The sequence below is a fragment of the Streptomyces clavuligerus genome (genome assembly GCF_005519465.1).
In the GTDB taxonomy this organism is placed as follows: domain Bacteria; phylum Actinomycetota; class Actinomycetes; order Streptomycetales; family Streptomycetaceae; genus Streptomyces; species Streptomyces clavuligerus.
In genome coordinates this window covers 3,766,379-3,789,660 of record NZ_CP027858.1, presented here as the reverse complement: position 1 = coordinate 3,789,660, position 23,282 = coordinate 3,766,379, and the positions used below count along the sequence as shown (strand labels likewise).

The 23,282-nt window shown below is 73.2% G+C and carries 14 protein-coding genes and 1 pseudogene; 2 read left to right on the top strand and 13 right to left on the bottom strand.

Going from position 1 to position 23,282, the window contains the following annotated elements; genetic code table 11:
- The first annotated feature begins 511 nt into the window (after positions 1-511).
- On the top strand, positions 512-1,972 hold the full coding sequence (locus tag CRV15_RS15845; protein WP_009996578.1) for an MFS transporter: 1,461 nt from the start codon (positions 512-514) through the stop codon (positions 1,970-1,972).
- A 40-nt stretch (positions 1,973-2,012) separates the two neighbouring features.
- On the opposite strand, the gene CRV15_RS15840 is transcribed toward CRV15_RS15845, so the two are convergent.
- The 10 genes from CRV15_RS15840 to CRV15_RS15790 form a co-directional block, all read right to left on the bottom strand.
- Positions 2,013-3,551, bottom strand: coding sequence for an alpha/beta hydrolase (locus tag CRV15_RS15840; RefSeq protein ID WP_003953714.1), 1,539 nt, complete (start codon positions 3,549-3,551; stop codon positions 2,013-2,015).
- Positions 3,552-3,793: 242 nt separating this feature from the next.
- Positions 3,794-4,999 carry a DNA polymerase III subunit delta' gene (locus CRV15_RS15835; RefSeq protein WP_003953715.1) on the bottom strand — a complete coding sequence of 402 codons (1,206 nt, stop codon included), beginning with the start codon at positions 4,997-4,999 and terminating at the stop codon, positions 3,794-3,796.
- A gap of 340 nt (positions 5,000-5,339) precedes the next feature.
- Complete coding sequence (tmk, locus tag CRV15_RS15830; protein ID WP_003960897.1) at positions 5,340-8,735, bottom strand: dTMP kinase; 3,396 nt, start codon at positions 8,733-8,735, stop codon at positions 5,340-5,342.
- Between the two features lie 392 nt (positions 8,736-9,127).
- A complete protein-coding gene (gene topA, locus CRV15_RS15820) occupies positions 9,128-12,016 on the bottom strand; it encodes a type I DNA topoisomerase (RefSeq protein WP_009996581.1) in 2,889 nt (962 codons plus the stop codon).
- A 243-nt stretch (positions 12,017-12,259) separates the two neighbouring features.
- Positions 12,260-12,457, bottom strand: a complete 198-nt coding sequence (locus CRV15_RS15815; RefSeq protein ID WP_003953721.1) for a hypothetical protein — start codon at positions 12,455-12,457, stop codon at positions 12,260-12,262.
- Positions 12,458-12,785: 328 nt separating this feature from the next.
- Positions 12,786-14,300, bottom strand: a complete 1,515-nt coding sequence (locus CRV15_RS15810; protein WP_003953722.1) for a DUF7059 domain-containing protein — start codon at positions 14,298-14,300, stop codon at positions 12,786-12,788.
- A 119-nt stretch (positions 14,301-14,419) separates the two neighbouring features.
- The gene (locus tag CRV15_RS15805) at positions 14,420-15,013 is read right to left on the bottom strand and encodes a hypothetical protein (RefSeq protein ID WP_003953723.1); all 594 of its coding nucleotides are present in this window, start codon (positions 15,011-15,013) and stop codon (positions 14,420-14,422) included.
- Between the two features lie 246 nt (positions 15,014-15,259).
- A complete protein-coding gene (locus CRV15_RS15800; protein ID WP_003953724.1) occupies positions 15,260-17,671 on the bottom strand; it encodes a sodium-translocating pyrophosphatase in 2,412 nt (803 codons plus the stop codon).
- 590 nt (positions 17,672-18,261) lie between these two features.
- The gene (locus tag CRV15_RS15795; protein ID WP_003953725.1) at positions 18,262-18,693 is read right to left on the bottom strand and encodes an ATP-binding protein; all 432 of its coding nucleotides are present in this window, start codon (positions 18,691-18,693) and stop codon (positions 18,262-18,264) included.
- Between the two features lie 296 nt (positions 18,694-18,989).
- Positions 18,990-19,343: an STAS domain-containing protein gene (locus tag CRV15_RS15790; protein WP_003953726.1), complete on the bottom strand. Its 354-nt coding sequence runs from the start codon at positions 19,341-19,343 to the stop codon at positions 18,990-18,992.
- Positions 19,344-19,422: 79 nt separating this feature from the next.
- Here CRV15_RS15790 and CRV15_RS15785 point away from each other — a divergent pair, with 79 nt between their 5' ends.
- The gene (locus tag CRV15_RS15785) at positions 19,423-21,882 is read left to right on the top strand and encodes a DEAD/DEAH box helicase (RefSeq protein WP_003960901.1); all 2,460 of its coding nucleotides are present in this window, start codon (positions 19,423-19,425) and stop codon (positions 21,880-21,882) included.
- Between the two features lie 246 nt (positions 21,883-22,128).
- On the opposite strand, the pseudogene CRV15_RS37890 reads toward CRV15_RS15785, so the two are convergent.
- From CRV15_RS37890 to CRV15_RS36735, 3 genes and pseudogenes are all read right to left on the bottom strand, one after another.
- Positions 22,129-22,338 (bottom strand): annotated as a pseudogene (locus CRV15_RS37890) (Rv3654c family TadE-like protein); the annotation flags it as partial.
- A 131-nt stretch (positions 22,339-22,469) separates the two neighbouring features.
- Positions 22,470-22,817: a TadE family type IV pilus minor pilin gene (locus CRV15_RS36740; protein ID WP_009996593.1), complete on the bottom strand. Its 348-nt coding sequence runs from the start codon at positions 22,815-22,817 to the stop codon at positions 22,470-22,472.
- A 178-nt stretch (positions 22,818-22,995) separates the two neighbouring features.
- Positions 22,996-23,133, bottom strand: coding sequence for a DUF4244 domain-containing protein (locus CRV15_RS36735; RefSeq protein WP_009996595.1), 138 nt, complete (start codon positions 23,131-23,133; stop codon positions 22,996-22,998).
- Between the last annotated feature and the right edge of the window lie 149 nt (positions 23,134-23,282).

The following is a 23,282-nucleotide window of genomic DNA, read 5'->3' as shown; positions in this document are numbered from 1 at the left end:
GATTGTGTCGGATGTCGACAAGAAGCGCTCAGGGCTGGTCATCCGATTGCTGTCCGGGGTTGTAGCCTCGCAGGGGGCGACCAGGGGAGCGCAAGGGGAGCGCGGACGCCTTTGGACGGTGCAGCATGGGGCGCGAGCAGCGGGACCGCCACAGGTGCTCTGATCTGGGAAAACGGGATCTGACACGATCACGCGGCACAGCCCGGCATGATCCCTAGCGGGCTCGTAATGCGTAGGTCTCGGGTTCGAATCCCGAAGGCGGCTCCACTGGAAACCCAGGTCAGATGATTTCTGGCCTGGGTTTCTTTTGGTTTCGTGCAGGCGTCGGACACGGCACTGGTGTCTGCCCCGGGAAGCGTGCGTGGGAGCGGGCTTCGAGTTGCGGAGCGGGGGGTGACGGGTTCCGATACTGAGCGGGAGGGATCGTTGCCGTCAGGACCGCTGAGACGCCGCACTCCGAAGGGACAGGGCCGTGGGCCGAGCCGGGAGTGTGTCTGCCGGGCGGTGGGGGATGCTGGCCGTGCTCTGTGCGAGTCTGCTGCTGGTGGCCATGGACGCCACGATCCTCAATGTGGCGCTGCCCTCGCTCATCGAGGATCTCGACCCGGGGGCCATCGCCCAGCTGTGGATCATCGATGTCTATGGGCTCGTCCTCGGCGGGCTGCTGGTCACCACGGGGGCGGTCGGTGACCGGTATGGGCGCAAACTGCTGTTCATCACCGGGATCATGGTCTTCGGGGTCGCGTCGGTCGTTGCCGCCACCGCCGGGACGACCTGGCAGTTGATCGCCGGGCGGGTGCTGCTGGGGATCGGCGGGGCGATGGTGATGCCGTCCACGCTCTCGTTGATCCGGAACATCTTCACCGACGCCCGGGAGCGGACCCGCGCGATCGGTATCTGGGCCGCCGTGGCCGGGGCCGGAGCCGCCGTCGGGCCGCTGGTCGGCGGGGTGCTGGTGGAGGAGTACGGCTGGTCGGCGGCGTTCTGGGTGAATGTGCCCGTCGTGGTGGTGACCGTGGTCGCGGGGGTGTGGCTGCTGCCCGAGTTCAAGGACAGCGGACACGACCGGCTGGACTATCTCGGGGCCGTCCTCTCCGTCGTCGGCATCATCGCGCTGGCCTGGGGCATCAAGCATGTCGCCAAGGGCAGCCCCGCCCCCGCGGACGTCCTGGTGCTGCTCGGCGGGCTGCTGGCGCTCGCGCTGTTCGCCCGGCGGCAGCTCGGGCTGCGGGACCCCCTGCTGGATGTACGGCTCTTCCGGAACCGTGCCTTCACCGCCGCGGCGCTCGCCATCCTGATGGCCATGCTCGCGATCGGCGCGGCGCTCTTCCTGCTCTCCCTCTGGCTCCAGTACGTCCACGGCTACTCGCCCTCCGAGGCCGGACTGCGCACCCTGCCCGCCGCGCTCGCCATGCTCGCGGGGGCGCTGCTCGCCCCCTGGCTGATGGAGCGGACCGCCGTCCGGACGATCATGGCGCTGGGGCTCGGCGCGGTCGTCGCCGGCTTCCTGGTGCTGGCGCTGTCGCCGGAGCCCACGGCCTACGGCTATGTGGCCGTCGTCCTGGTCGCCCTCGGCCTCGGGGACGGGGTGGCAATGACCACCGCCTCGTCCGTCCTCGTCTCCGCCGTCCCCGCCGAGCGCGCGGGACAGGCGGGGGCCGTCTCCGAGACCAGCTACGAACTCGGCGTGGGGCTCGGGGTCGCGCTGCTCGGCTCCATCCACGGCGCCGTGTACGCGAGTCATATGGCCGGGCAGCCCGCCACGGCGGCCGAGTCGATCGGGGACGCGTACGAACTCTCCCTGGCGCTGGGCGGCAGCGCGGGCAGCGCGGTGCTCGCCGCCGGGCGGGCCGCCTTCGACAGCGCGCTGACCACCACCGCGTTCGTCTGCGTCGGGATCGTCGCCGTGGTCACCGCCCTCGTGGTCTGGCTGGTGCCCCGGGGGTTCCACGCCACCGGCGGCCACCACTGAGCCGCCGCGGAGCACCGCTGCCGAGCACCGGCCGGAGACCTCAGCGGCACCGTGTGCCGTCGCGCGGAACCGTCCCCTCCAGCAGATAGCGGTTGACCGCCGTGTCGACGCAGTCGCTGCCCCGCCCATAGGCCGTGTGGCCGTCGCCCTCGTAGGTGAGCAGGGTCCCCGACGACAGTTGCCCGGCCAGCGCGCGGGCCCATCGGTACGGGGTCGCGGGGTCCCTCGTCGTGCCGACGACCAGGATCGGAGCGGCGCCCTCCGCTGTGATGCGGTGCGGGGTCCCGGTGGCGCGGGAAGGCCAGTACGCGCAGTTCAGGGCGGCCCAGGCGAAGCCCCGGCCGAACACGGGGGACGCCTTCTCGAAGGCGCCGGAGGCCCGTTCCACCTCGGCGGGGGAGGAGAAGGCGGGCGGGAGGTCCAGACAGTTCACGGCGGCGTTCGCGAACATGAGGTTCGAGTACGAGCCGTCGCCCGACCGTTCGTAGTAACCGTCCGCGAGGGCCAGCAGCGGCGCGCCGTCCCCGTCCAGGGCGCTGGTCAGGGCCTCGCGCAGCCGTGGCCACGCCCCCTCGTCGTACATCGCGGCCAGGACCCCGGTGGTCGCCAGCGCCTCGCCCAGCCTCCGGGGCTCGCCGGTGGGCAGCGGACGGGCGTCGAGCCGGGCGAGGAGAGCGCGGAGGCGGTCGGCGGCCTGTGCCGTGGACCCGGTGGAGAGCGGGCAGTCCGCGCGCGCGACACAGTCCGCGGCGAACGAACGGAACGCGGTCTCGAAACCGGCCGTCTGGTCCTGGTTGACCTGGCGCGCGGTGCGGGAGGGGTCGAGCGCCCCGTCGAGCACCAGCCGACCCGTGCGGCCGGGGAACAGCTCGGCGTACGTCGCCCCCAGGAAGGTGCCGTACGAGGCGCCGACATAGGTCAGTCTCTCGTCGCCGAGCACCGCCCGCAGGATGTCCATGTCCCGCGCGGCGTCCTCGGTGGAGACATACGGCAGCAGCGCGGCCGAGCGTTCCGCGCAGCCCTCGGCGAAGGAGCGGAAGGCATCGGTGAGCCGCCGGGTCTCGGCCGGGTCGTCGGGGGTCTGGTCGATCTGTGTGTACGCGTCCATCTCCCGGCCGTCTAGGCAGGTCACGGGCTCACTGCCCGCCACGCCCCGGGGGTCGACGGCGACCATGTCGTAACGGGCGCGGACCGGGGCGGGGTAGCCGGTGCCCGCGAAGAGCTGGAGGTACTCGACCGCCGAGCCCCCGGGGCCGCCCGGGTTGACCAGCAGCGAACCGAGCCGTTTCCCCGGTCCCGTGGCCTTCTTGCGGGCCACCGCCAGCTTGATCGTCCCGTCCCCGGGCCGGTCGTAATCGAGCGGAACGGTCAGCCGCGCGCACTGGAACCCGGGGGTCCCGCACGCCCGCCAGACCGGTTTCTGCGTGGTGTACGGCCGCAGCGCGGCGTCGGCCGCCGTGTCCACGGCCGCGTCCCGGTCCCCGTCCGGTCCCGGTCCAGGACCGCCGCACCCCGACGCCAGCAGGGCGGCGGCCATCAGCGCGAGAGCGGAACTGCGGAGCGTGCGCCGTTGGTCCATCCACGGAGCGTAGGGGAGGGAAGCCGGAAAGAGCCCGTTCGGTCACGAACGAGTGACATCTCCCCGCGATCCACGATCCACGATCCACGACCAGCAAGCCACGACCCGCAGTCGCAACCACAGCCGGCACGTCATCGGCCGCGGCCGCGCGCCACCACCCGCGACCCACCGGCCGGGCGCCGCACTCCGTCGCCCGTGCCGGAACGCGAGGCACCACCCGGCCCGGCCACCGCACCCCGTTCTCAGCCCGCCCGCAGCGCCATCGTCATCGCCTCGACCGCCAGCAGCGGAGCCACATTCCCCTCCAGCGCCTCCCGGCAGGCGATCACCGCCTCGATCCGGCGCAGGGTGCGCTCGGGGGCCGAGGCGCGGGCGACCCTCTCCAGCGCGTCCCGGACGTCCTCGTTGGCGATGGCGACGCCGGACCCGAGCTGGAGCGCCAGCACATCGCGGTAGAACCCGGTGAGGTCACCGAGCGCCAGATCCAGGCTGTCGCGCTGGGTCCGGGTGCGGCGGCGCTTCTGCCGCTCCTCCAACTCCTTCATCACCCCGGCGGTGCCGCGCGGCATCCGGCCGCCCTGCGCCGCGCCGAGCGCCGCCTTCAGCTCCTCGGTCTCCTTGGTGTCGATCTCCTCGGCGACCTGCTTGGCGTCCTCGGCGGCGGCGTCGATCAGCTCCTGCGCCCCCTTGAGCGCCGCGCCGATGTCGTCCACGCGCAGCGGCAGCTTCAGCACGGCGGCCCGGCGGGCGCGCGCGTCCCCGTCGGTGGCGAGGCGGCGGGCCCGTTCGACATGGCCCTGGGTGGCGCGGGCGGCGGCGTCCGCCGCGGCGGGTTCGATCCCGTCCCGGCGGACGAGGAAGTCGGCGACCGCCGCGACCGGCGGGGTGCGCAGGGTCAGATGGCGGCAGCGGGAGCGGATGGTCGGCAGGACGTCCTCGATGGAGGGGGCGCAGAGCAGCCAGACCGTGCGCGGCGCGGGCTCCTCGACCGCCTTCAGCACCGCGTTCGCCGACTTCTCGTTCAGCCGCTCGGCGTCCTCGACGAGGATCACCTGCCAGCGGCCGTTCGCGGGGGAGGTGAACGACTTGCGGACGGTGTCCCGCATGTCGTCGGCGAGGATCTGGGAGCCCACGGCGGCGACCGCGGTGATGTCCGCGTGCGTGCCCGCGAGGGCGGTGTGGCAGCCGTCGCAGAAACCGCAGCCGGGGACGCCGCCCAGGGCCCGGTCGGGGCTGACGCACTGGAGCGCGGCGGCGAAGGCGCGCGCCGCGGTGACCCGTCCGGCGCCCGGGGGGCCGGTGAACAGCCAGGCGTGCGTCATCCTCGACGCCTCGGGGAGGTCACCGCCCCGCTCCACGGCGGTGACGAAGGCGTCGGCGTCCCGGGCGGCGTCGGTGAGCTGCTCCGCCAACCGCTCCTGACCGACGAGGTCGTCCCATACGGCCATCCGCCGTCACCTGCCCCATGGCTCCGCGGGCTCCATGCCCTGATCGCTGTGGTGCTGCCGTGCTGCCGTGCTGTCCTCGCACCTGCCGCCGTGCCGCTGTCGTACCGCTTGTCGCTGCTGTACTGCCGTACTGCTGTGTCGCTGCCGTGCTGCCGTGCTGCCGTGCGCGTGCCGCTGCCGTGTACCGCCGCTGCCGTGCACCATGCGGTGCGCATGCCGCAAGGCCGGACGGCCGGGTACGGCGGCCACGTCCCGGTCGTTCCTGTGCACCCCCCATTGTGAGGGAGGGGTACGACAACGCCGTCCCACCACCGGAACGACCGGCCCGCGACGGCTCGTCCTAACGGCGCGGGCCGCGCTCCCGCCCCGTCGTCCCGTCGCCGCCGCCGTTCCCGGGCCGCCGGTGGTCGTCGCCCTCGTACCCGCCCAGCAGCTCGTCGGCGAGCGTGGGCAGATCGTCGAGCGGCGTCTCCTCCGCCCAGGCCGGACGGCGGCGCCGGGGGGACTGCTCCGCCCCGGCGGGCGCGGCGCCGTCAGGGTCGATCCGCGGCAGCTCCCGCGTACGGTCCTGGGGCTCCGCCTGCCCGGCCGGAGCACCGGCGGACGACGGGGCGGCGGACGACGGGGCCGACGGCGGAACGGGCGACGCGCCGGACTCGTCCCGGAAGAAGCCCGGCGGCACCTTGTCCACCGGCCGCTCGTCCCGGACCGGAGGCAGCACCGCCGTCTCCTCCATGTCCGCGCCCGCGTCCCGGACCGGCGGCAGCACCGCCGTCTCGTCCATGGCCGACACCGGTCCTGAGACACCGGAACCGGAGCCCCGGCTCCGGGAGTCCGCCGCGCCGCCGCGCCCCGCCCCCGGCACCTCCTGCGTCTCGTCGTCCGGCCGGACCACGGGCGTGACCACGGTGATCTCGTCACCGTCCCCGTCCGCACCCGCCCCCTCACGGGAACGGGAACGGGAACCGGAACCTTCGGCGGGCGGCGCAGGCAACGGCGTCTCCACCGTCTTCTCCTGCGCCGACAGCTCCGCCGCCGCACGCCGCTCCTCGGCCGCGCGCCGCTCCTGCTCCTCCGCCTCCCGCCGGGCCGCCTCGGCCCGCAGAAGTGCCTCCTCGGCCTTGCGCTGCTTCTCCAGCCGCCGGGCCTCCGCCTCCGCGCGCAGCCTGGCCTGCTCGGCCGCCAGGACGCGCAGCCGCTCCTGCTCCTCGCGGCGCGCCCGCTCCTCGGCCTCCCGCCTGCGGCGCTCCTCCTCGGCCAGTCTGCGGGTCTCCTCGGCGCGCTGCCGGGCCTCCTCCGCGAGCCGTTCGGCCTCCAGCCGCTTGGCCTCCTCTTCCTCCGCCTTGCGGCGCTCCTCCTCCTCGGCCCGCAGCCGGGCGAGCTGCTCCTGGCGCTCCCGCTCCAGGCGCTCCTCCTCTGCCTTGCGGGCGGCCTCCTCCTCGGCCTTGCGCCGTGCCTCCTCCGCGATCCGCTCGGCCTCGCGCCGCCGCGCCTCCTCGCGCGCGCGGACCTCGGCCTCCGAGAGCGGCAGCATCTGGTCGAGCCGGTGGCGGACCACCGTGGTGACGGCCTCCGGCTCCTGCCCGGCGTCCACCACGAGATAGCGCGCCGGGTCACCGGCGGCCAGCGTCAGGAAACCGGAGCGGACCCGCCGGTGGAACTCCGCGGGCTCCGACTCCAGCCGGTCGGGCGCCTCCGTGAACCGCTCGCGCGCGGTCTCCGGCGAGACGTCCAGCAGCACCGTCAGATGCGGAACGAGCCCATCCGTCGCCCAGCGCGAGATGCGGGCGATCTCCGTCGGCGACAGATCGCGGCCCGCGCCCTGGTAGGCGACCGAGGAGTCGATGTACCGGTCGGAGATCACCACGGCGCCCCGCTCCAGCGCGGGCCGGACCACCGAGCCGACGTGCTCGGCGCGGTCCGCCGCGTACAGCAGCGCCTCGGCGCGGTTGGACAGCCCGGCGGAGGCCACGTCCAGCAGGATCGAGCGCAGCCGCTTGCCGACGGGGGTGGCACCCGGCTCACGGGTGACGACGACCTCGTGGCCCTTGTTGCGAATCCAGGTGGCGAGCGCTTCGGCCTGGGTGGACTTCCCGGCTCCGTCGCCGCCCTCCAGCGCGATGAAGAAGCCCGTGGCGGCCGGTGCCTGGGCGGGGTCGGCGCCGCCGCGCAGGGCCTCGCCCAGATCGCGGCGGAGCGGTACACCGGCGCGGTCGTCGGTCCTGGCGAGGACGACCGCGGCGACCGGCAGCAGCAGCGCGCCCGCCAGCATCAGGGTGAAGGCCGCGCCGCCGTGGGCGAGGACGGCGTCCCCGACCGCCAGCCGGTACGGGCCGATCGCGGCGGCCAGCAGCGGCGCGGCAAGCGCGCCCGCCCCGACGGCGACGCGGACGACCGCCTGGAGATGGTCCGTCATGCGCGCCTGGCGCGGGGCCTCGGTCTCCTGGTCGACGAGGGCGTGTCCGACGTTGGCCGCGACACCGGCGGACACACCGGCGAGAACGGCGAGGAACAGCACGGTCGCGGTGTCCGGTACGAGACCGGTCGCCAGCAGGGCGACCCCGGTGACGGCGACCGCGAGCGCCAGCAGCCTGCGGCGCGAGAGCGTGGGCAGCACGGACCGCGCGGCCCGGATGCCGACAGCGGTGCCGCCGGTCAGGGCGAGCACCAGCAGAGCGAAGGCGGAGGGTCCGCCTCCGAGGTCCGCGGCGTGCAGAACGGAGACGGAGACGGCCGCCGCGACCGCACCCGCGACCGCCGCGCACGCCAGCACATAGAAGGGCACCGCACCCGTGCGACCGGCGTCCTTGCCCTCGGCCGCACCGCCGTCCCCTGCCGCACCGCCGTCCACCGCCGCGGCGGCACGGGGCGGCCGACGCAGCCCTTCGAACGGCGAACGCGGCCGGGGCGTCGTTCCGCCCGGCAGGGTGACGGACCAGACCAGCGCGGCGGACGCGGAGAAGAGTCCGGCGGCGACATAGGACCCGAGGGCGGCCTGGTGGACGGAGAACCAGTCGATGCCGGTCCCGAGCAGCCGGCCGATCAGGGTCGCGACCAGCAGCACGGCCGCACCGGCCGGGATCGCCAGGAACGAGGTGCGCAGCCACAGCCGCCGCAGCGCGCCGAGGTGGTCGGGCAGCGGCCGGACGGCCGCGCCCTCCAGCGGCGGAGCGGGCAGCAGCGCGGGGGCGGCGCCGTCGCGGGCGACGGTCCACAGCCGTTCCGCCGCCCCTGTCACCAGGACGGTCGCGAGCAGGATCACGGCCGCGCTGTCGGGGGTCCAGTCGATCCAGAGCGGGGCGAGGACCAGCAGGACGAGCCGTACGCCGTCCGCGCCGATCATCGTCCAGCGCCGGTCCAGCGGTCCCCCGGACGAGGTGAGCCTGGCCAGCGGGCCGAGGAGCACGGCCCCGAACAGGACGGTCGCCACGGCGCGCACGCCGAGCACCGCGGCCACGGAGAGCGCGGCGCCCCGGTAGCCGCCGCCGAACCCGCCCTCCACCACCGCGGCCTGAAGGGTGAGCAGCAGCAGGACGAGGACCGCGAGGGCGTCGCCGATGCCGCCGACCGCCTGGGCGTTCCAGAGGGTACGGAGTGTGGGTACGCGCAGCAGGGCACGCAGCGCCCGCTCACGGGAGTCCGCGGCGAGGGCGTCGGAGTCGTCGGGGCCGGGGGCGGTCCCGGAGACGGGCCCCACGGCCGCCTGCTGCTCGGCCGGCTGCTCGGATCGCGTCATCCGCCCAGCCTATCCGGACCGCGGTGCTCCTCGCGGAGCTCGCCGAACATACGCACGGGACGCCGGTCGGCGGCACGAACCCTCCGTGTCCGGGGCACGACAGGGGGCTGCCCCCGCCCGCCCCCCAGGACTTCGCGGACGACCGTCATGACCTGCCGGAACGCCCCGAGCGCCAGGGCGGGGACCCAGGACGTGGCCGAAAACACCCCATCCGGCACCCCGGAGAGTCCGCCGGTGAACGAACACCTGTCCGGTCGGCGTACGGGGACCTCTCCGGTCGACGCCGGGCCCGGGCCGTCGAGGCCCCCCACCGAGGGAGGCCGCACCACCCGGCCGGTCCGGTCAACCCCGCCGGTCGGGTCAATCCGGCCGGTCCGGTCAATCCAGTCCGGTCAGTCCTCGGCGACCGGGGCCGCCGCCGCCTTCTTGGCCGCGGTCTTCTTCGCGGCGGTCCTGGCCGTCGTGGCCTTGGCCGTCGTCGTCTTCTTCGCCGTCGTCTTCGCGGTGGCCGTCTTCTTCGCCGCCGTCGTCGTCTTCTTCGCGGCGGTCTTGGCGGCCGTCTTCTTGGCAGGCGCCTTCTTCGCGGGCGCCTTCTTCGCCGTCTTCTTGGCGGGGCCCTTGGCCCGCTTCTCGGCGAGCAGCTCGTAACCGCGCTCCGGCGTGATCGTCTCCACGCTGTCGGCGGTCCGCAGGGTCGCGTTGGTCTCGCCGTCCGTGACATACGGGCCGAAGCGGCCGTCCTTGACGACCACGGGGCGCTCGCTGACCGGGTCGGTGCCCAGCTCCTTCAGCGGCGGCTTGGCCGCGGCGCGGCCCCGCTGCTTGGGCTGGGCGTAGATCGCCAGCGCCTCGTCGAGCGTGATCGTGAAGAGCTGGTCCTCGTTCTCCAGGGAGCGCGAGTCGGTGCCCTTCTTCAGATACGGGCCGTACCGGCCGTTCTGCGCGGTGATCTCGACCCCTTCGGCGTCGGCGCCGACGACCCGGGGCAGGGACATCAGCCGCAGCGCGTCCTCCAGGGTGACCGTGTCCAGCGCCATCGACTTGAAGAGCGACGCGGTCCGCGGCTTCACCGCGTTCTTGCCGGTCTTCGGGGTGCCCTCGGGCAGGATCTCGGTGACGTACGGGCCGTAGCGGCCGTCCTTGGCGACGATCTCATGGCCGGTCCGCGGGTCGTTGCCGAGCACGAAGTCACCGCTCGGCTTGGCCAGCAGCTCCTCCGCCAGCCCGACGGTCAGCTCGTCGGGCGCCAGGTCGTCGGGGACATCCGCGCGCTGGTGGCCCTCGGTGTCCTTCTCGCCGCGCTCGATGTACGGGCCGTAGCGGCCGACGCGGAGCACGATGCCGTTGCCGACGGGGAAGCTGGAGATCTCCCGGGCGTCGATCGCGCCGAGGTCGGTGACCAGCGCCTTGAGACCGCCGAGGTGGTCGCCGTCGCCGGTGCGGCCCGCCGCGGCGCCCGTGCCCTCGCCGCCCTCTCCCTCACCGAAGTAGAAGCGCTTCAGCCACGGCACGGCCTGGGCCTCGCCCCGGGCGATGCAGTCGAGGTCGTCCTCCATCTTGGCGGTGAAGTCGTAGTCGACGAGCTGGCCGAAGTGCTTCTCCAGCAGATTGACCACGGCGAAGCTCAGGAAGGACGGGACCAGCGCCGTCCCCTTCTTGAAGACATAGCCGCGGTCGAGGATGGTGCCGATGATCGAGGCGTAGGTGGAGGGGCGGCCGATCTCGCGCTCCTCCAACTCCTTGACCAGCGATGCCTCGGTGTAGCGGGCGGGCGGCTTGGTGGCGTGGCCGTCGGCCGAGATCTCCTCGGCGGTGAGCCCGTCGCCCTCGGTGACCTGCGGCAGCCTGCGCTCGCGGTCGTCCAGCTCGGCGTTCGGGTCGTCGGCGCCCTCGACATACGCCTTCATGAAGCCGTGGAACGTGATCGTCTTGCCGGACGCGGTGAACTCCGCGTCCCGGCCGTCCGACGCGGTGCCGCCGATCCGCACGGTGACGGAGTTCCCGGTGGCGTCCTTCATCTGGGAGGCCACCGTCCGCTTCCAGATCAGCTCGTAGAGCTTGAACTGGTCACCGGTCAGACCGGTCTCGGCGGGGGTGCGGAAACGATCACCCGAAGGACGAATCGCCTCGTGCGCCTCCTGGGCGTTCTTGACCTTGCCCGCGTAGACCCGCGGCTTCTCCGGCAGATAACCCGCCCCGTAGAGCTGGGTGACCTGCGCCCGGGCCGCCGCCACCGCGGTCTCGGAGAGCGTGGTGGAGTCCGTACGCATATAGGTGATGAAGCCGTTCTCGTACAGCTTCTGCGCGACCTGCATCGTCGCCTTGGCCCCGAAGCCGAGCTTCCGGGACGCCTCCTGCTGGAGCGTCGTGGTGCGGAACGGCGCGTAGGGGGCCCGGCGGTACGGCTTGGACTCGACCGAGCGCACGGTGAACGAGGTGTTCTCCAGCGCCGCGGCCAGGGCGCGGGCGTTCGCCTCGTCGAGGTGGAGCACCTGGGCCGACGAGCCGGACTTCAGGAGCCCGTCCGGGCCGAAGTCACGGCCCTGGGCGACGCGCTGCCCGTCGACCGTGTTCAGCCGGGCGGTGAAGGAGGACGGGTCGGAGGCGTCGCCCCGGCGGCCGGTGGCGAACGTGCCGGTCAGATCCCAGTACTCGGCGGAGGTGAAGGCCCGGCGCTCGCGCTCCCGCTCGACGACGAGACGGGTGGCGACGGACTGGACCCGGCCGGCCGAGAGCCGGGGCATGACCTTCTTCCACAGGACCGGCGAGACCTCGTAGCCGTAGAGCCGGTCCAGGATGCGGCGGGTCTCCTGGGCGTCGACCATCCGCTGGTTGAGCTGGCGCGGATTGGCGACGGCGTCCCGGATCGCGTCCTTGGTGATCTCGTGGAAGACCATCCGGTGGACGGGGACCTTGGGCTTGAGGACCTCCAGCAGATGCCAGGCGATGGCCTCGCCCTCGCGGTCCTCATCGGTGGCGAGATAGAGCTCGTCCGACTCGGCGAGCTGCTCCTTGAGCTTCCTGACCTGGGCCTTCTTGTCCGCGTTGACCACGTAGACCGGCTGGAAGTCATGCTCGACATCCACACCGAGACGGCGCACCTCGCCGGTGTACTTCTCCGGCACCTCGGCCGCGCCGTTCGGGAGGTCGCGGATGTGCCCGACGCTCGCCTCGACGACATAGCCGGGGCCGAGGTAGCCCTTGATCGTCTTCGCCTTGGCGGGCGACTCGACGATCACGAGGCGTCGGCCGCCCTGTGCGGTCTCGCTGGTCGGGGACAACTTCGCTCTTCTCTCCGGTCGGCACTCGGTGGGCGCGGTCACCGCGGCACGGCCCGGGGCCGACCGCTGTGGCGCTGTCGTGCTGCTGCAAGGGTGCAGCGTGGTGCTGCTGCCGCTGCGGAGTGTGACGGTACAACCCGCCCCCGTGTCAAACGGCGAAAGCCCGCAACGGCCACTCGAACGGTAACCCGAGTCCGGGCATTCCTGCCGCCCGGACCGGCCCGACGCTGTCCGGTGCCTGTCTCAGACCCGGCCGAAGCACCACACTCCGAGAAGGAGACAGGCCACGCCGCAGACGGCGGTGGCGACGGCGGCCCGTCTCTGGTCCACCCCGTGGGCGACCGGTGCCCGCTGTCCGACCCGGACCCCCGTCCATCCCAGCAGCCCTGCCCCGAACAGCGCGAACGCCGTTCCGGCGAAGATCGCCGGCACGCTTTCCATACCCGTACCCCGATTCTGTCCCGATGTCCGGAGCGATGCCCGGATGATCCGGAAAACATCCCCGGATGCCAACGGGGCCGAGGCTGGCACTTCCGGTCGTCGGAGGCGCGAATTCGGGGTGAACGCCGCGTGGGTTCACCCGGGCGGGGGCCGGTCCTTGGCCGATTCCGCTCCCTGGCCGACGCGATATGCCCCGCTCCGCCGGTCCCCGGGGTCCGGGGGACTCCCGGAGCCCTGGGGCTCCGGTTCCTCGGGGCTCCGGGCGGACCGCCGGGCCCCGTCGGCTCGCGGGCGCGGGGGCCCACCGGCTCCACCGGCGTTCAGGGGTTCAGCGGCTCACGGGCTCCAGGAACCCCTCCTCCACCAGCAGCCGGAGCGCCTGCGGAGTGCGGTCCCGCAGCAGCACCGGGTCCTCGCCGATGAGCTGGGCGATGGCGTCCAGGATGCGGCCCGCGCTCAGCGTGCCGTCGCACGCCCCGGCGAACCCCGCGCCCACCGTGTCCACCTTGGTGGCCCGGCGCATCCCCCGGTTCTGCCGCAGCACCACATGCTCGGGGTGCTCCTCGCCGGGGAGCCCCATCTGCTCCTGGGTGACCTCGGGAACGAGGGCGAAGTGGTCGGCGAGCAGCGCGGCGTCGTCGTGCGTCCGCAGATAGTCCTGCCGGTCGAAGTGGGCCCGCACGGTGGCGCCGAGCGGCTGCTCGACCGGGTGCGGCCACTCCTCGGCCACCACGGAGGGCCGCTCCGACCCCGACTTGCGCAGGGTGATCCAGCCGAAGCCGACGGCCCTGGTCCCGCGCGCCTCGAACTCGTCCAGCCACTCCTCGTACCGGCGGCGGTAGCGCTCGGGGTCGCCCCGGTGGTCACCGCTGTCCCGCAGCCACAGCTCGGCGTACTGCGCGATGTCCTGGACCTCGCGCTGCACGATCCAGGCGTCGCAGCCGCGCGGCACCCAGGAGCGCAGCCGCTCCTGCCAGGGCTCCCCGTCGACATGCTGCCAATTGGCGAGAAACTGTGCGTACCCACCGTCGTTCAGCCGGTCTCCGGCCTGCTGGACGAGCGAACGGCAGAGGTCGTCGCCGCCCATGCCGCCGTCGCGGTAGGTGAGCCGGGCGCCCGGCGAGATGACGAACGGCGGGTTGGACACGATGAGGTCGAAGGTGTCCTGGCCGACCGGCTCGAAGAGCGAGCCCTCCTTCAGCTCGGCCTCCGGCGCGGCGGAGAGGGCGAGGGTGAGCCGGGTGAAGTGCAGGGCACGCGGATTGAGATCGGTGGCCGTGACCCGGGTGGCGTGCTGGGCGGCGTGCAGCGCCTGGATGCCGGAGCCGGTGCCCAGGTCGAGCGCGGAACCCACGGGGGTGCGCACGGTGATTCCGGCGAGGGTGGTGGACGCGCCGCCGACGCCCAGGACGACCTGCTCGTCCTGCCCGGCGGAGCCGCCCGCTCCGCCGACCGCGCAGCCGAGGTCGGAGACGATGTACCAGTCCTGGCCCTCGGGTCCGCCGTACGGGCGCACGTCCACCGTGGCGCGCACCGCGTCGCCGTCGCGGAGCAGCCAGCCGTCGGCGAGGCACTGCTCCAGCGGGAGGGCGGCCCGGGCCCGCTCGGCCGGCACGGGGCACTGGAGCAGGAAGAGCCGTATCAGCGTCTCCAGGACGCCGGTGCTCCGGGTGGCCCGCAGGGCGGGGACGGTCTCGCTGCGGGCGAGCGCCGCGTAGGCGGGGGCGCCGAGCAGGTCGAGCAGGCCGTCGGCGGTGAACGCGCCGGTCAGCAGTGCGTCCCTGAGCCGGGGCGCGGCGGCGGGCGAGGGGAGGCCGGTAACGGCGACACGGGTCGTACTCACACCGCCATTGTGGCCGCCCCCACTGACACCCGCCGACGCACCCGCCGTCTGTGCCGGTCACCCGGGTACGGGACCCGGGCCCGCCGGTCAGCCGTGCGGGCCCGGGGTCGGGAGGCGGGTCAGGAGGTGGTGCCTCCGGTCGAGCCGGACGCCACCGGCTTGCAGCCGGGCTGCTTGGTCATCGCCGTGCCGGTCTCGCCCGCGCGCAGCCGGTCCCGGGCGTTCTGGTTCTGCTCGATCTTCGCCAGCCCGTCCGCGACCGGAACCAGCCCGTCCGCGAATGTCTGCTGGTCCTCGGGGTCGAGCTGGTCGACCTGCTGCTTGAGCTTGAGATACGACGTGGCGTTGGCGTCCAGTTCGGACGCGGCGGCCTTCACCAGCTCCGCGCCGTTCTCGACCGGCGGGGTGCCCGCGGCGCGGAAGGCGCTCGCGTACCCCTTGTAGACGTCGGCGAGTTCCTGGAAGGCCCGGGAGTCCGCGGTCTGGATGTCGCCGGGCTTGCCGTCCGACGCGGTCGAGCGGATCAGTTGCTCGGCCGCCGCCTGCTTCTTGAGCTGCGGCTCGACGGCGTCACAGTACTTCTTGGCCCAGTCGTCGACCGTGAATTTGTCCTCTTCCTCACTACAGCCCGAGAGCGCGAGCACCAGTACCGCGCCGCCGGAGAGCACGGCCGCCAGCTTCTTGTTCACCTTCACCGGATGGGTCCCTTCCAAGGCTCCTCGGCCCGGAACATACACGCCGGACGGGTGGCGGCCCCCAGCGCTTCATGAGGTTCGTACAGTATTGCAACCATTTGCACCACACGAGAGAAGCCTCACCACGGTGGCGGACGGGCCCGGAGCGGCAGCGGCCGACGCGACCGCCGCACAGCGGACGGGCGGGCCGCACCGATGAGGTGCGGCCCGCCCGCCGTGTGGCACCGGCCCCAGGACCCGGGGCTCCGGTTACGACACCACGGCCTACGACACCACGGCCGGATCGGCCGGGGACGACGCGCCGTGCTCGGCGGCCGGGGACTCGTCCCCGCCCACCGTGATGCCGCGGCGCTTGGACACGTACACCGCGCCGACGATGATCAGGACCGCGAGTACCGCCACCAGCGCCCTGATCCCGGCGCTGGCGTCGTCCCCATAGCTGAACTGGACCACAGCGGGCGCGATCAGCAGCGCCACCAGGTTCATCACCTTCAGCAGCGGGTTGATGGCCGGGCCCGCCGTGTCCTTGAAGGGGTCGCCGACGGTGTCGCCGATGACGGTCGCCGCGTGCGCCTCGCTGCCCTTGCCGCCGTGGTGGCCGTCCTCGACGAGCTTCTTGGCGTTGTCCCAGGAACCGCCGGAGTTGGCCAGGAAGACGGCCATCAGGGTGCCGGTGCCGATCGCACCCGCCAGGAACGCGCCGAGCGCGCCGACACCGAGCGAGAAGCCGACCGCGATCGGGGTGAGCACCGCGAGCAGTCCGGGGGTCGCCAGCTCCCGCAGGGCGTCCTTCGTACAGATGTCGACGACCCGGCCGTACTCCGGTTTCTCGGTGTAGTCCATGATCCCGGGGTGCTCGCGGAACTGCCGCCGCACCTCGTAGACCACCGCGCCCGCGGACCGGGAGACCGCGTTGATCGCCAGCCCCGCGAAGAGGAAGACGACCGCGGCGCCGAGCATCAGCCCGACGAGGTTGTTGGGCTGGGAGATGTCCATGACCAGGTTCATGGGGCCGCTGTCACCGACCTTCTCCCCGACGTCCCGGGCCGCGGTCGCGATCGCGTCGCGGTAGGAGCCGAAGAGCGCGGCGGCCGCCAGGACGGCCGTGGCGATGGCGATTCCCTTGGTGATGGCCTTGGTGGTGTTGCCGACGGCGTCCAGGTCGGTGAGGACCCGCGCGCCCGCGCCCCGGACGTCGCCGGACATCTCGGCGATGCCCTGCGCGTTGTCGGAGACCGGGCCGAAGGTGTCCATGGCGACAATCACGCCGACGGTGGTCAGCAATCCGGTGCCGGCCAGGGCCACCGCGAAGAGGGCGAGCATGATCGAGGTGCCGCCGAGCAGGAAGGCCCCGTAGACCCCGAGGCCGATCAGCAGCGCGGTGTACACGGCGGACTCCAGGCCCACCGAGACACCCGCGAGGACCACGGTCGCGGGCCCCGTCAGCGAGGACTTGCCGATGTCCCGGACGGGGCGCCGGTTGGTCTCGGTGAAGTAGCCGGTGAGCTGCTGGATCAGCGCGGCGAGCACGATGCCGATGGCGACGGCGACGAGCGCGAGGACCCGGGGGTCGCCCTCGTGTCCGCTGATGGCCGCCTCGGTCACCCCGTCCAGCTCCGCGTACGAGGACGGCAGATAGAGGTAGACCGCGACGGCCACCAGGGCGAGCGAGATCAGCGCGGAGATGAAGAAGCCGCGGTTGATGGCGGTCATCCCGCTGCGGTCGGCGCGCCGCGGGGCGACCGCGAAGATGCCGATCATCGCGGTGACCACGCCGATCGCCGGAACGATCAGCGGAAAGGCGAGCCCGGCGTCGCCGAACGCCGCCTTGCCGAGGATGAGCGCCGCGACGAGCGTGACCGCGTACGACTCGAAGAGGTCAGCCGCCATTCCGGCGCAGTCGCCGACGTTGTCGCCGACGTTGTCCGCGATGGTCGCCGCGTTGCGCGGGTCGTCCTCCGGGATGCCCTGCTCGACCTTGCCGACGAGGTCGGCCCCGACATCCGCCGCCTTGGTGAAGATCCCGCCGCCGACCCTCATGAACATGGCGATCAGGGCGGCCCCGAGACCGAAGCCCTCCAGGACCTTGGGGGCGTCGGCGGCGTAGACGAGGACGACACAGGAGGCGCCCAGCAGGCCGAGGCCCACGGTGAACATGCCGACCACGCCGCCGGTCCGGAAAGCGATCTTCATCGCTTTGTGCGCGACGGCGGTCAGATCCTTTTCCGGTTCGCCTTCCGCCGGTGTCGCCTCACGGGCTGCCGCCGCCACTCGCACATTCGCCCGTACGGCCAGTCGCATGCCGATGTATCCGGTGGCCGCCGAGAAAAGCGCACCCACCAGGAAGAACACAGAACGTCCGGCGCGCTGGGACCAGTCGTCCGCCGGGAGAAGCATCAACAGGAAGAACACGACGACCGCGAAGACGCCGAGTGTGCGCAGCTGGCGGGCCAGATAGGCATTAGCGCCCTCCTGTACCGCCGCCGCGATCTTCTTCATGGATTCGGTGCCCTCGTCGGCGGCGAGCACCTGGCGCACCAGCACCTGCGCCAACACCAGCGCGGCCACCGCTACAGCGGCGATGACCACGACGATCAGCCGATTGTCGTCCGTGAGTACCGCAGCCGCGAGAGAAGGTGAGAGATCGGTCGGTTCTGAGGTGAAGAGCCCCGCCATTCGTCCTCCTTGACGTCGTCCAGAGCTCAAGATGTGGACGGATTGTAGGGAGCCGAACGGGATCAAAACAGGGCGCTGGAAATGCAATTGACCTTACGCAGCTACTCAGCAAATGATCGAGTTCCGAAAATATGCCCGAAAGCAGTAATGGTGCGAACTCATTGACGCTTGATCGATGATCTATATAAACGATCTAGCGGAAGGAAAAGAGGCCCGGTCGAGGCGGTTTTCCGAGTGCGTTCCCGGGCGTGTGAATACTATCCGGAAACATCATAAGGATGTCGGGAAGGTACTGCGGCGGCTCGGAAAAACGGCCTCCGGGGCGTCCGCGGACGGGTCCGAGGTGTGGCCGGGAGCCGCCCTCGGGGCCCGCCGCGCGACGGGCTTCCGGAACCGGCGGCACAGAGGGGCCGACCGGGCGCAGAGGGGCCGGCCGGGCACAGGCGCTGCGGGCCTTTCACGGCTCCGGACCTCATGGCGCTCCGGGCCTTGCGGGCAGGCAGGGCAGCGGCGGGGCGCGACCGGATACCGGCCCGGGGCGGCCGGGGGCCGTATCGGGCCAGAACGGTGACGGGGGGCGTGGGCCCGTTTCAGGGCAGAACGGTGACGGGGGACGTGGGCCAGGTCATCCTGATCACGCCGCCCCGGTCACTCGCGGTGACTTCCATGTCGTCGACCAGGCCGCTGATGACGGCGAGACCCATCTCGTCCTCGCCCTCCGCGTCCTCCTCGGCACCTGCCCCCGAGGACGAACGGGCGCCCTCCGGGGGTGTCGTGACCTCGTCCCCGACCTCGATGGAGAACTTCTTGTCCTCGTCGGTCAGCACCACCTGGACGGGCGCGGTGATGCCATGACTGCGGTGCAGCCCCACGGCCCGGCTGCACGCCTCGCCGACGGCGAGCCGGACCTCGTCCAGCACCGCCTCGTCCACCCCCGCCCTGCGCGCCACGGCAGCGGCCACCAGGCGGGCGGTCCTGACATGCTCGGGCTGAGCGCTGAAGCGAAGTTCGACGGTGGCCATGCGATCCCCCTCGGACGTACGGGTGCATCTCAGGGGCCCGGGACGGTGGTGCCGTGCCCCTGTCTCATCAGCGGTCTTCCCTGGTCCCCGGCCGCCCGGAAGAAGACCGGCCCGCTCATGGACGCCGGACGGGTACGCCGGAACGGCCCGGTGCGCCCCGACGGCCGAAGGGCCGACGGGACGGCAGCGCACCGGCCGAAGAGCCGTGCCCGCCACCGGACCGGACCGGGCCCGGCCGACGAGCGGCCTGCACCCCGGCGCCCGGCCGGGCGGCGGCCGTCCCCGTCCGGACGGACTCAGTCGGCGGCAGCGACCGCTTCGTCGACCGTGGTGTGGATCGGGAACACCTTGGTGAGTCCCGTGATCCGGAAAATCTTCAGAATGCGCTCCTGGTTGCAGACCAGACGCAGCGAGCCCTCATGGGCACGTACCCGCTTCAGGCCGCCCACGAGCACACCGAGCCCGGTGGAGTCGAGGAAGTCCACGCCCTCCATGTCGACAACCAGGTGGTAGCTGCCGTCATTCACCAGCTCGACCAACTGCTCGCGCAGCTTGGGCGCGGTATACACATCAATCTCGCCACCGACCTCGACGACCGTACGGTCGCCGGCGGGGCCGGTCACATTGCGAGTCGACAGGGACAGGTCCACTGATCCTCCAGCACCTTGCTATCGGGCGCCCGCCCCCACAGGTCTCCCCGGCGGAGCCGGAGGACGGTCGCCAGCCGCGATGGCATTCAATCACTTACCGACAGCCATGCACGACGCCTTGGGACCATTGTCCGTCACACCAGTGACACACTCGGTGCCGATGGCCAAGAATCTGCGTCCCAGACGACCTCCCGGGAACGGGCCCACCCGCCCCTCCCCCGGTGAGGTCCTCGACCGGCTCGCCACAAGGGCGGACCGGGCCGCGCGCATCACTCATACGGAGCACTTGCCCCCGCGGCCGGGCCGCCATGCCGTCTGGCCGCACCGCATCCGCCCAGAAGTGATCAACGCCATTCGGCTGACCGGCGTGGAGCACCCCTGGACGCATCAGGCCGAGGCCGCCGGGCACGCGCTGGACGGCGAGAGCGTGGTCATCGCCACCGGCACCGCGTCGGGCAAGTCGCTCGCCTATCTCGCCCCCGTCCTCACCACCCTGCTCGACGGTGCCGAGGCCCCCAACGGGCGGGGCGCGACCGCGCTCTACCTCGCCCCCACCAAGGCGCTGGCGGCCGACCAGTGCCGCGCGGTGAAGGCCCTCGCAAAACCCCTGGGCCACCGGGTGCGCCCTGCGGTCTACGACGGCGACACGCCCGTCGAGGAACGCGAGTGGGTGCGGCAGTACGCCACCTATGTCCTGACCAATCCAGACATGCTCCACCGCGGGATACTCCCGTCCCACCCGCGCTGGTCCTCCTTCCTGCGGTCGCTGCGCTATGTCGTCATCGACGAGTGCCACACCTACCGGGGCGTCTTCGGCTCCCACGTCGCCCAGGTGCTGCGGCGACTGCGGCGGATATGCGTCCGCTACGGGGCCGACCCCGTCTTCCTGCTCGCCTCGGCCACCGCCGCCGACCCCGCCGTGGCGGCCCACCGGCTGACCGGTCTGCCGGTGGTGGAGGTCTCCGACGACGCCTCCCCGCGCGGCGAGCTGGTCTTCGCCCTGTGGGAGCCGCCGCTCACCGAACTCCGGGGCGAGCGGGGCGCCCCCGTACGCCGCACGGCCACGGCGGAGACCGCGGACCTCCTCACCGATCTGACCGTGCAGGGCGTCCGCACGGTCGCCTTCGTCCGCTCCCGGCGGGGCGCGGAGCTGATCTCCGTGATCGCCAAGGAACGGCTGGCCGAGGTGGACCGCTCGCTGCCCCGGCGGGTGGCCGCCTACCGGGGCGGTTATCTCCCCGAGGAGCGACGGGCCCTGGAGAACGCCCTGCACTCCGGTGAACTGCTCGGCCTCGCCGCCACCACCGCGCTGGAACTGGGCGTCGACGTCTCCGGGCTCGACGCGGTGGTGATCTCGGGCTATCCCGGGACCCGGGCGTCGCTGTGGCAGCAGGCGGGGCGCGCCGGACGGGCGGGCCAGGGCGCCCTGGCGGTCCTGGTGGCCCGGGACGACCCGCTGGACACCTTTCTCGTCCACCACCCCGAGGCGCTGTTCCGGCAGCCGGTGGAGTCCACCGTCCTCGACCCGGACAACCCCTACGTGCTCGCCCCCCATCTGTGCGCCGCCGCGGCCGAGCTGCCGCTCACGGAGGCCGACCTCGCGCTGTTCGGACCGGCCGCGGCTGGGCTGATGCCCCAGCTGGAGGGCGCCCGGCTGCTGCGCCGCCGGGCCACCGGCTGGCACTGGACCCGGCGGGAGCGGGCCGCCGACCTCACCGACATCCGGGGCGAGGGCGGCCGTCCGGTGCAGATCGTGGAGGAGTCCACCGGACGTCTGCTCGGCACGGTCGACGAGTCGGCCGCCCACACCTCCGTCCACGAGGGGGCCGTCCATCTCCACCAGGGCCGCACCTATCTGGTGCGGCGGCTGGACCTGGAGGACTCGGTGGCCCTCGTCGAGGACGCCGTACCGCCGTACTCGACCACCGCCCGGGACACCACCAGCGTCTCCGTGCTCGGCACCGACATCGAGGTCCCCTGGGGCGACGGGCGCCTGTGCTACGGCTCCGTCGAGGTCACCCATCAGGTGGTCTCCTTCCTCCGCCGCAAGCTGATGACCGGCGAGGTGCTGGGCGAGACCAAGCTCGACCTGCCTCCGCGGATCCTGCGTACCCGGGCCGTGTGGTGGACGGTCACCGAGTCCCAACTGGACGCCGCCCGGATCGCCCCGGAGCAGCTCGGCGGCGCCCTGCACGCCGCCGAGCACGCCTCCATCGGCCTCCTCCCACTCTTCGCCACCTGCGACCGCTGGGACATCGGCGGCGTCTCCGTGCCGCTCCACCCGGACACCGGGCTGCCGACCGTCTTCGTGTACGACGGCCACCCCGGCGGCGCGGGCTTCGCGGAACGGGCCTTCCACACCGCGCGGACCTGGCTGGACGCGACCCGCGAGGCCATCGAGGTCTGTGAGTGCGAGGCGGGCTGCCCCTCCTGCGTCCAGTCCCCGAAATGCGGCAACGGCAACGAACCCCTGCACAAGCGCGCCGCGGTCCGCCTCCTGCGGGAGCTCCTGCGCAACGCCCCGGAACCCCTGCGCTGACCCTCCGACCGGCCCTTTGGCCCCCGTACGCCCCGCCTGGACGACCACGCCGGAACGCGGGCCGAAGGACGGTCCCGCGGCGGGCGCACGGGCGAACGAGGACCCCAAGGGGTCCGGCGGATCGACCCGGCCGGGCGGGACGGCGCGGTCCGGCCGGGCGGCCGGGCTCGGTGGGGCAGCGTCCGGCGGGCCCGCGCGGGCCCGGACCTCGGGCGCCCAGGGACCGCGCCGCACCCGCGCGGTCACCTCGGCCAGCTCGCCCCGGACCACGCAGCGCACCAGCTCCGCGCCCTGCTCCCGGGCGACCTCCCCGGCCCGCCCGCAGGCGGCGGACCAGCCCGCCGGGGCGTGGTCGGCGGCGGCCAGGGCCGCGAGATCGGCCGCCGCACCGGCACGGTGGCGGACCGCCACCGCCTGCCCCAGCGCCAGGACCGCGGCGAAGACGGCACAGAGCACTCCCGCCGCCGTCGCCGTCCAGACGCTCGCGGACCCCCGGTCCCCACCCCGCCCGACCTTCCGGGCGGCTCGGCCCGCCACGGGCGCGCGGACGGCCCCGGTGCCCGGCGTCCCTCGGCGGCGGAAGCCGCTCACCGGTCCCACCCGCCCTGGTGGAGCCCTGCGGTGTCCTCGGCCAGAGCCACCGCCTCCGCGCGGACGGTCAGGCCCCAGGAGCCCGTTCCGGGTGCCGGGGCGGAGACGCGGACCCGCCACAGCCGCCCCACCCGCACCAGGTCGATCCGGGCGCCCGCCGGGGCGGCCGAACGGGCCGCCCCCACCGCCTCCGCGTAGGGCTCGGAGCGGGCCGCCGCCCGGGCCCCGGCCCTGGCGGCGTCGACGCACTGGATCTGGGCCAGCACCGCCGTGAGGGCCCAGACCAGCGCCATGGTGAAGAGCACCAGGGCAGGCATCGCGACGGCCGTCTCCGCCGTCACCATCCCCCCGTCCCGGCAGCCGTCCCGGCGACCGCCGCTCCCCGGCCGTGTCCCCGCCACCGCTCCGGCGGCCCTCCTCCGGGGCGGTGGACGACCCCCCACTCCGTGCCCCGCCGGGCCGGTGTCCGGCCCCCCGGCACCCCGGCCACGGCCCTCGGGCGGGGCCTTGCCGCGCCTCTTGTCAGAACTGCGCATCGAGCGCCTTCCCGATCAGCGCCTCCAGCGCCCTGGCGACGGGCCCACTGGTGACGATCCTGTAGAGCACGGCCGCGAGGGCACAGGCGGCGATCGTCACCATCGCGTACTCGGACGTGGCCATGCCCGCGTCCCGCCACCGCCCCGGCGGCCCCGGTCGCCTCCATGGCGCTCGGCACCGTCGCAGCGACGCCGTGAGCGCGCTCACGGGACCGCTGCCCGGTCCACCGGACGCCCTGTCCTCCACACCGTTCCCGAACGGGTTCCCCATCT

Bases quoted from the DNA above. Each gene is read 5' to 3' on its own strand.
- tmk (WP_003960897.1), bottom strand. From the start codon at position 8,735: ATGACGCGATCCGAGCAGCCGGCCGAGCAGCAGGCGGCCGTGGGGCCC.
- CRV15_RS15835 (WP_003953715.1), bottom strand. From the start codon at position 4,999: ATGGCCGTATGGGACGACCTCGTCGGTCAGGAGCGGTTGGCGGAGCAG.
- CRV15_RS15800 (WP_003953724.1), bottom strand. From the start codon at position 17,671: ATGGCGGGGCTCTTCACCTCAGAACCGACCGATCTCTCACCTTCTCTC.
- CRV15_RS36735 (WP_009996595.1), bottom strand. From the start codon at position 23,133: ATGGCCACGTCCGAGTACGCGATGGTGACGATCGCCGCCTGTGCCCTC.
- CRV15_RS15845 (WP_009996578.1), top strand. From the start codon at position 512: ATGCTGGCCGTGCTCTGTGCGAGTCTGCTGCTGGTGGCCATGGACGCC.
- CRV15_RS15815 (WP_003953721.1), bottom strand. From the start codon at position 12,457: ATGGAAAGCGTGCCGGCGATCTTCGCCGGAACGGCGTTCGCGCTGTTC.
- CRV15_RS36740 (WP_009996593.1), bottom strand. From the start codon at position 22,817: ATGGTGACGGCGGAGACGGCCGTCGCGATGCCTGCCCTGGTGCTCTTC.
- CRV15_RS15840 (WP_003953714.1), bottom strand. From the start codon at position 3,551: ATGGACCAACGGCGCACGCTCCGCAGTTCCGCTCTCGCGCTGATGGCC.
- CRV15_RS15795 (WP_003953725.1), bottom strand. From the start codon at position 18,693: ATGGCCACCGTCGAACTTCGCTTCAGCGCTCAGCCCGAGCATGTCAGG.
- CRV15_RS15785 (WP_003960901.1), top strand. From the start codon at position 19,423: ATGGCATTCAATCACTTACCGACAGCCATGCACGACGCCTTGGGACCA.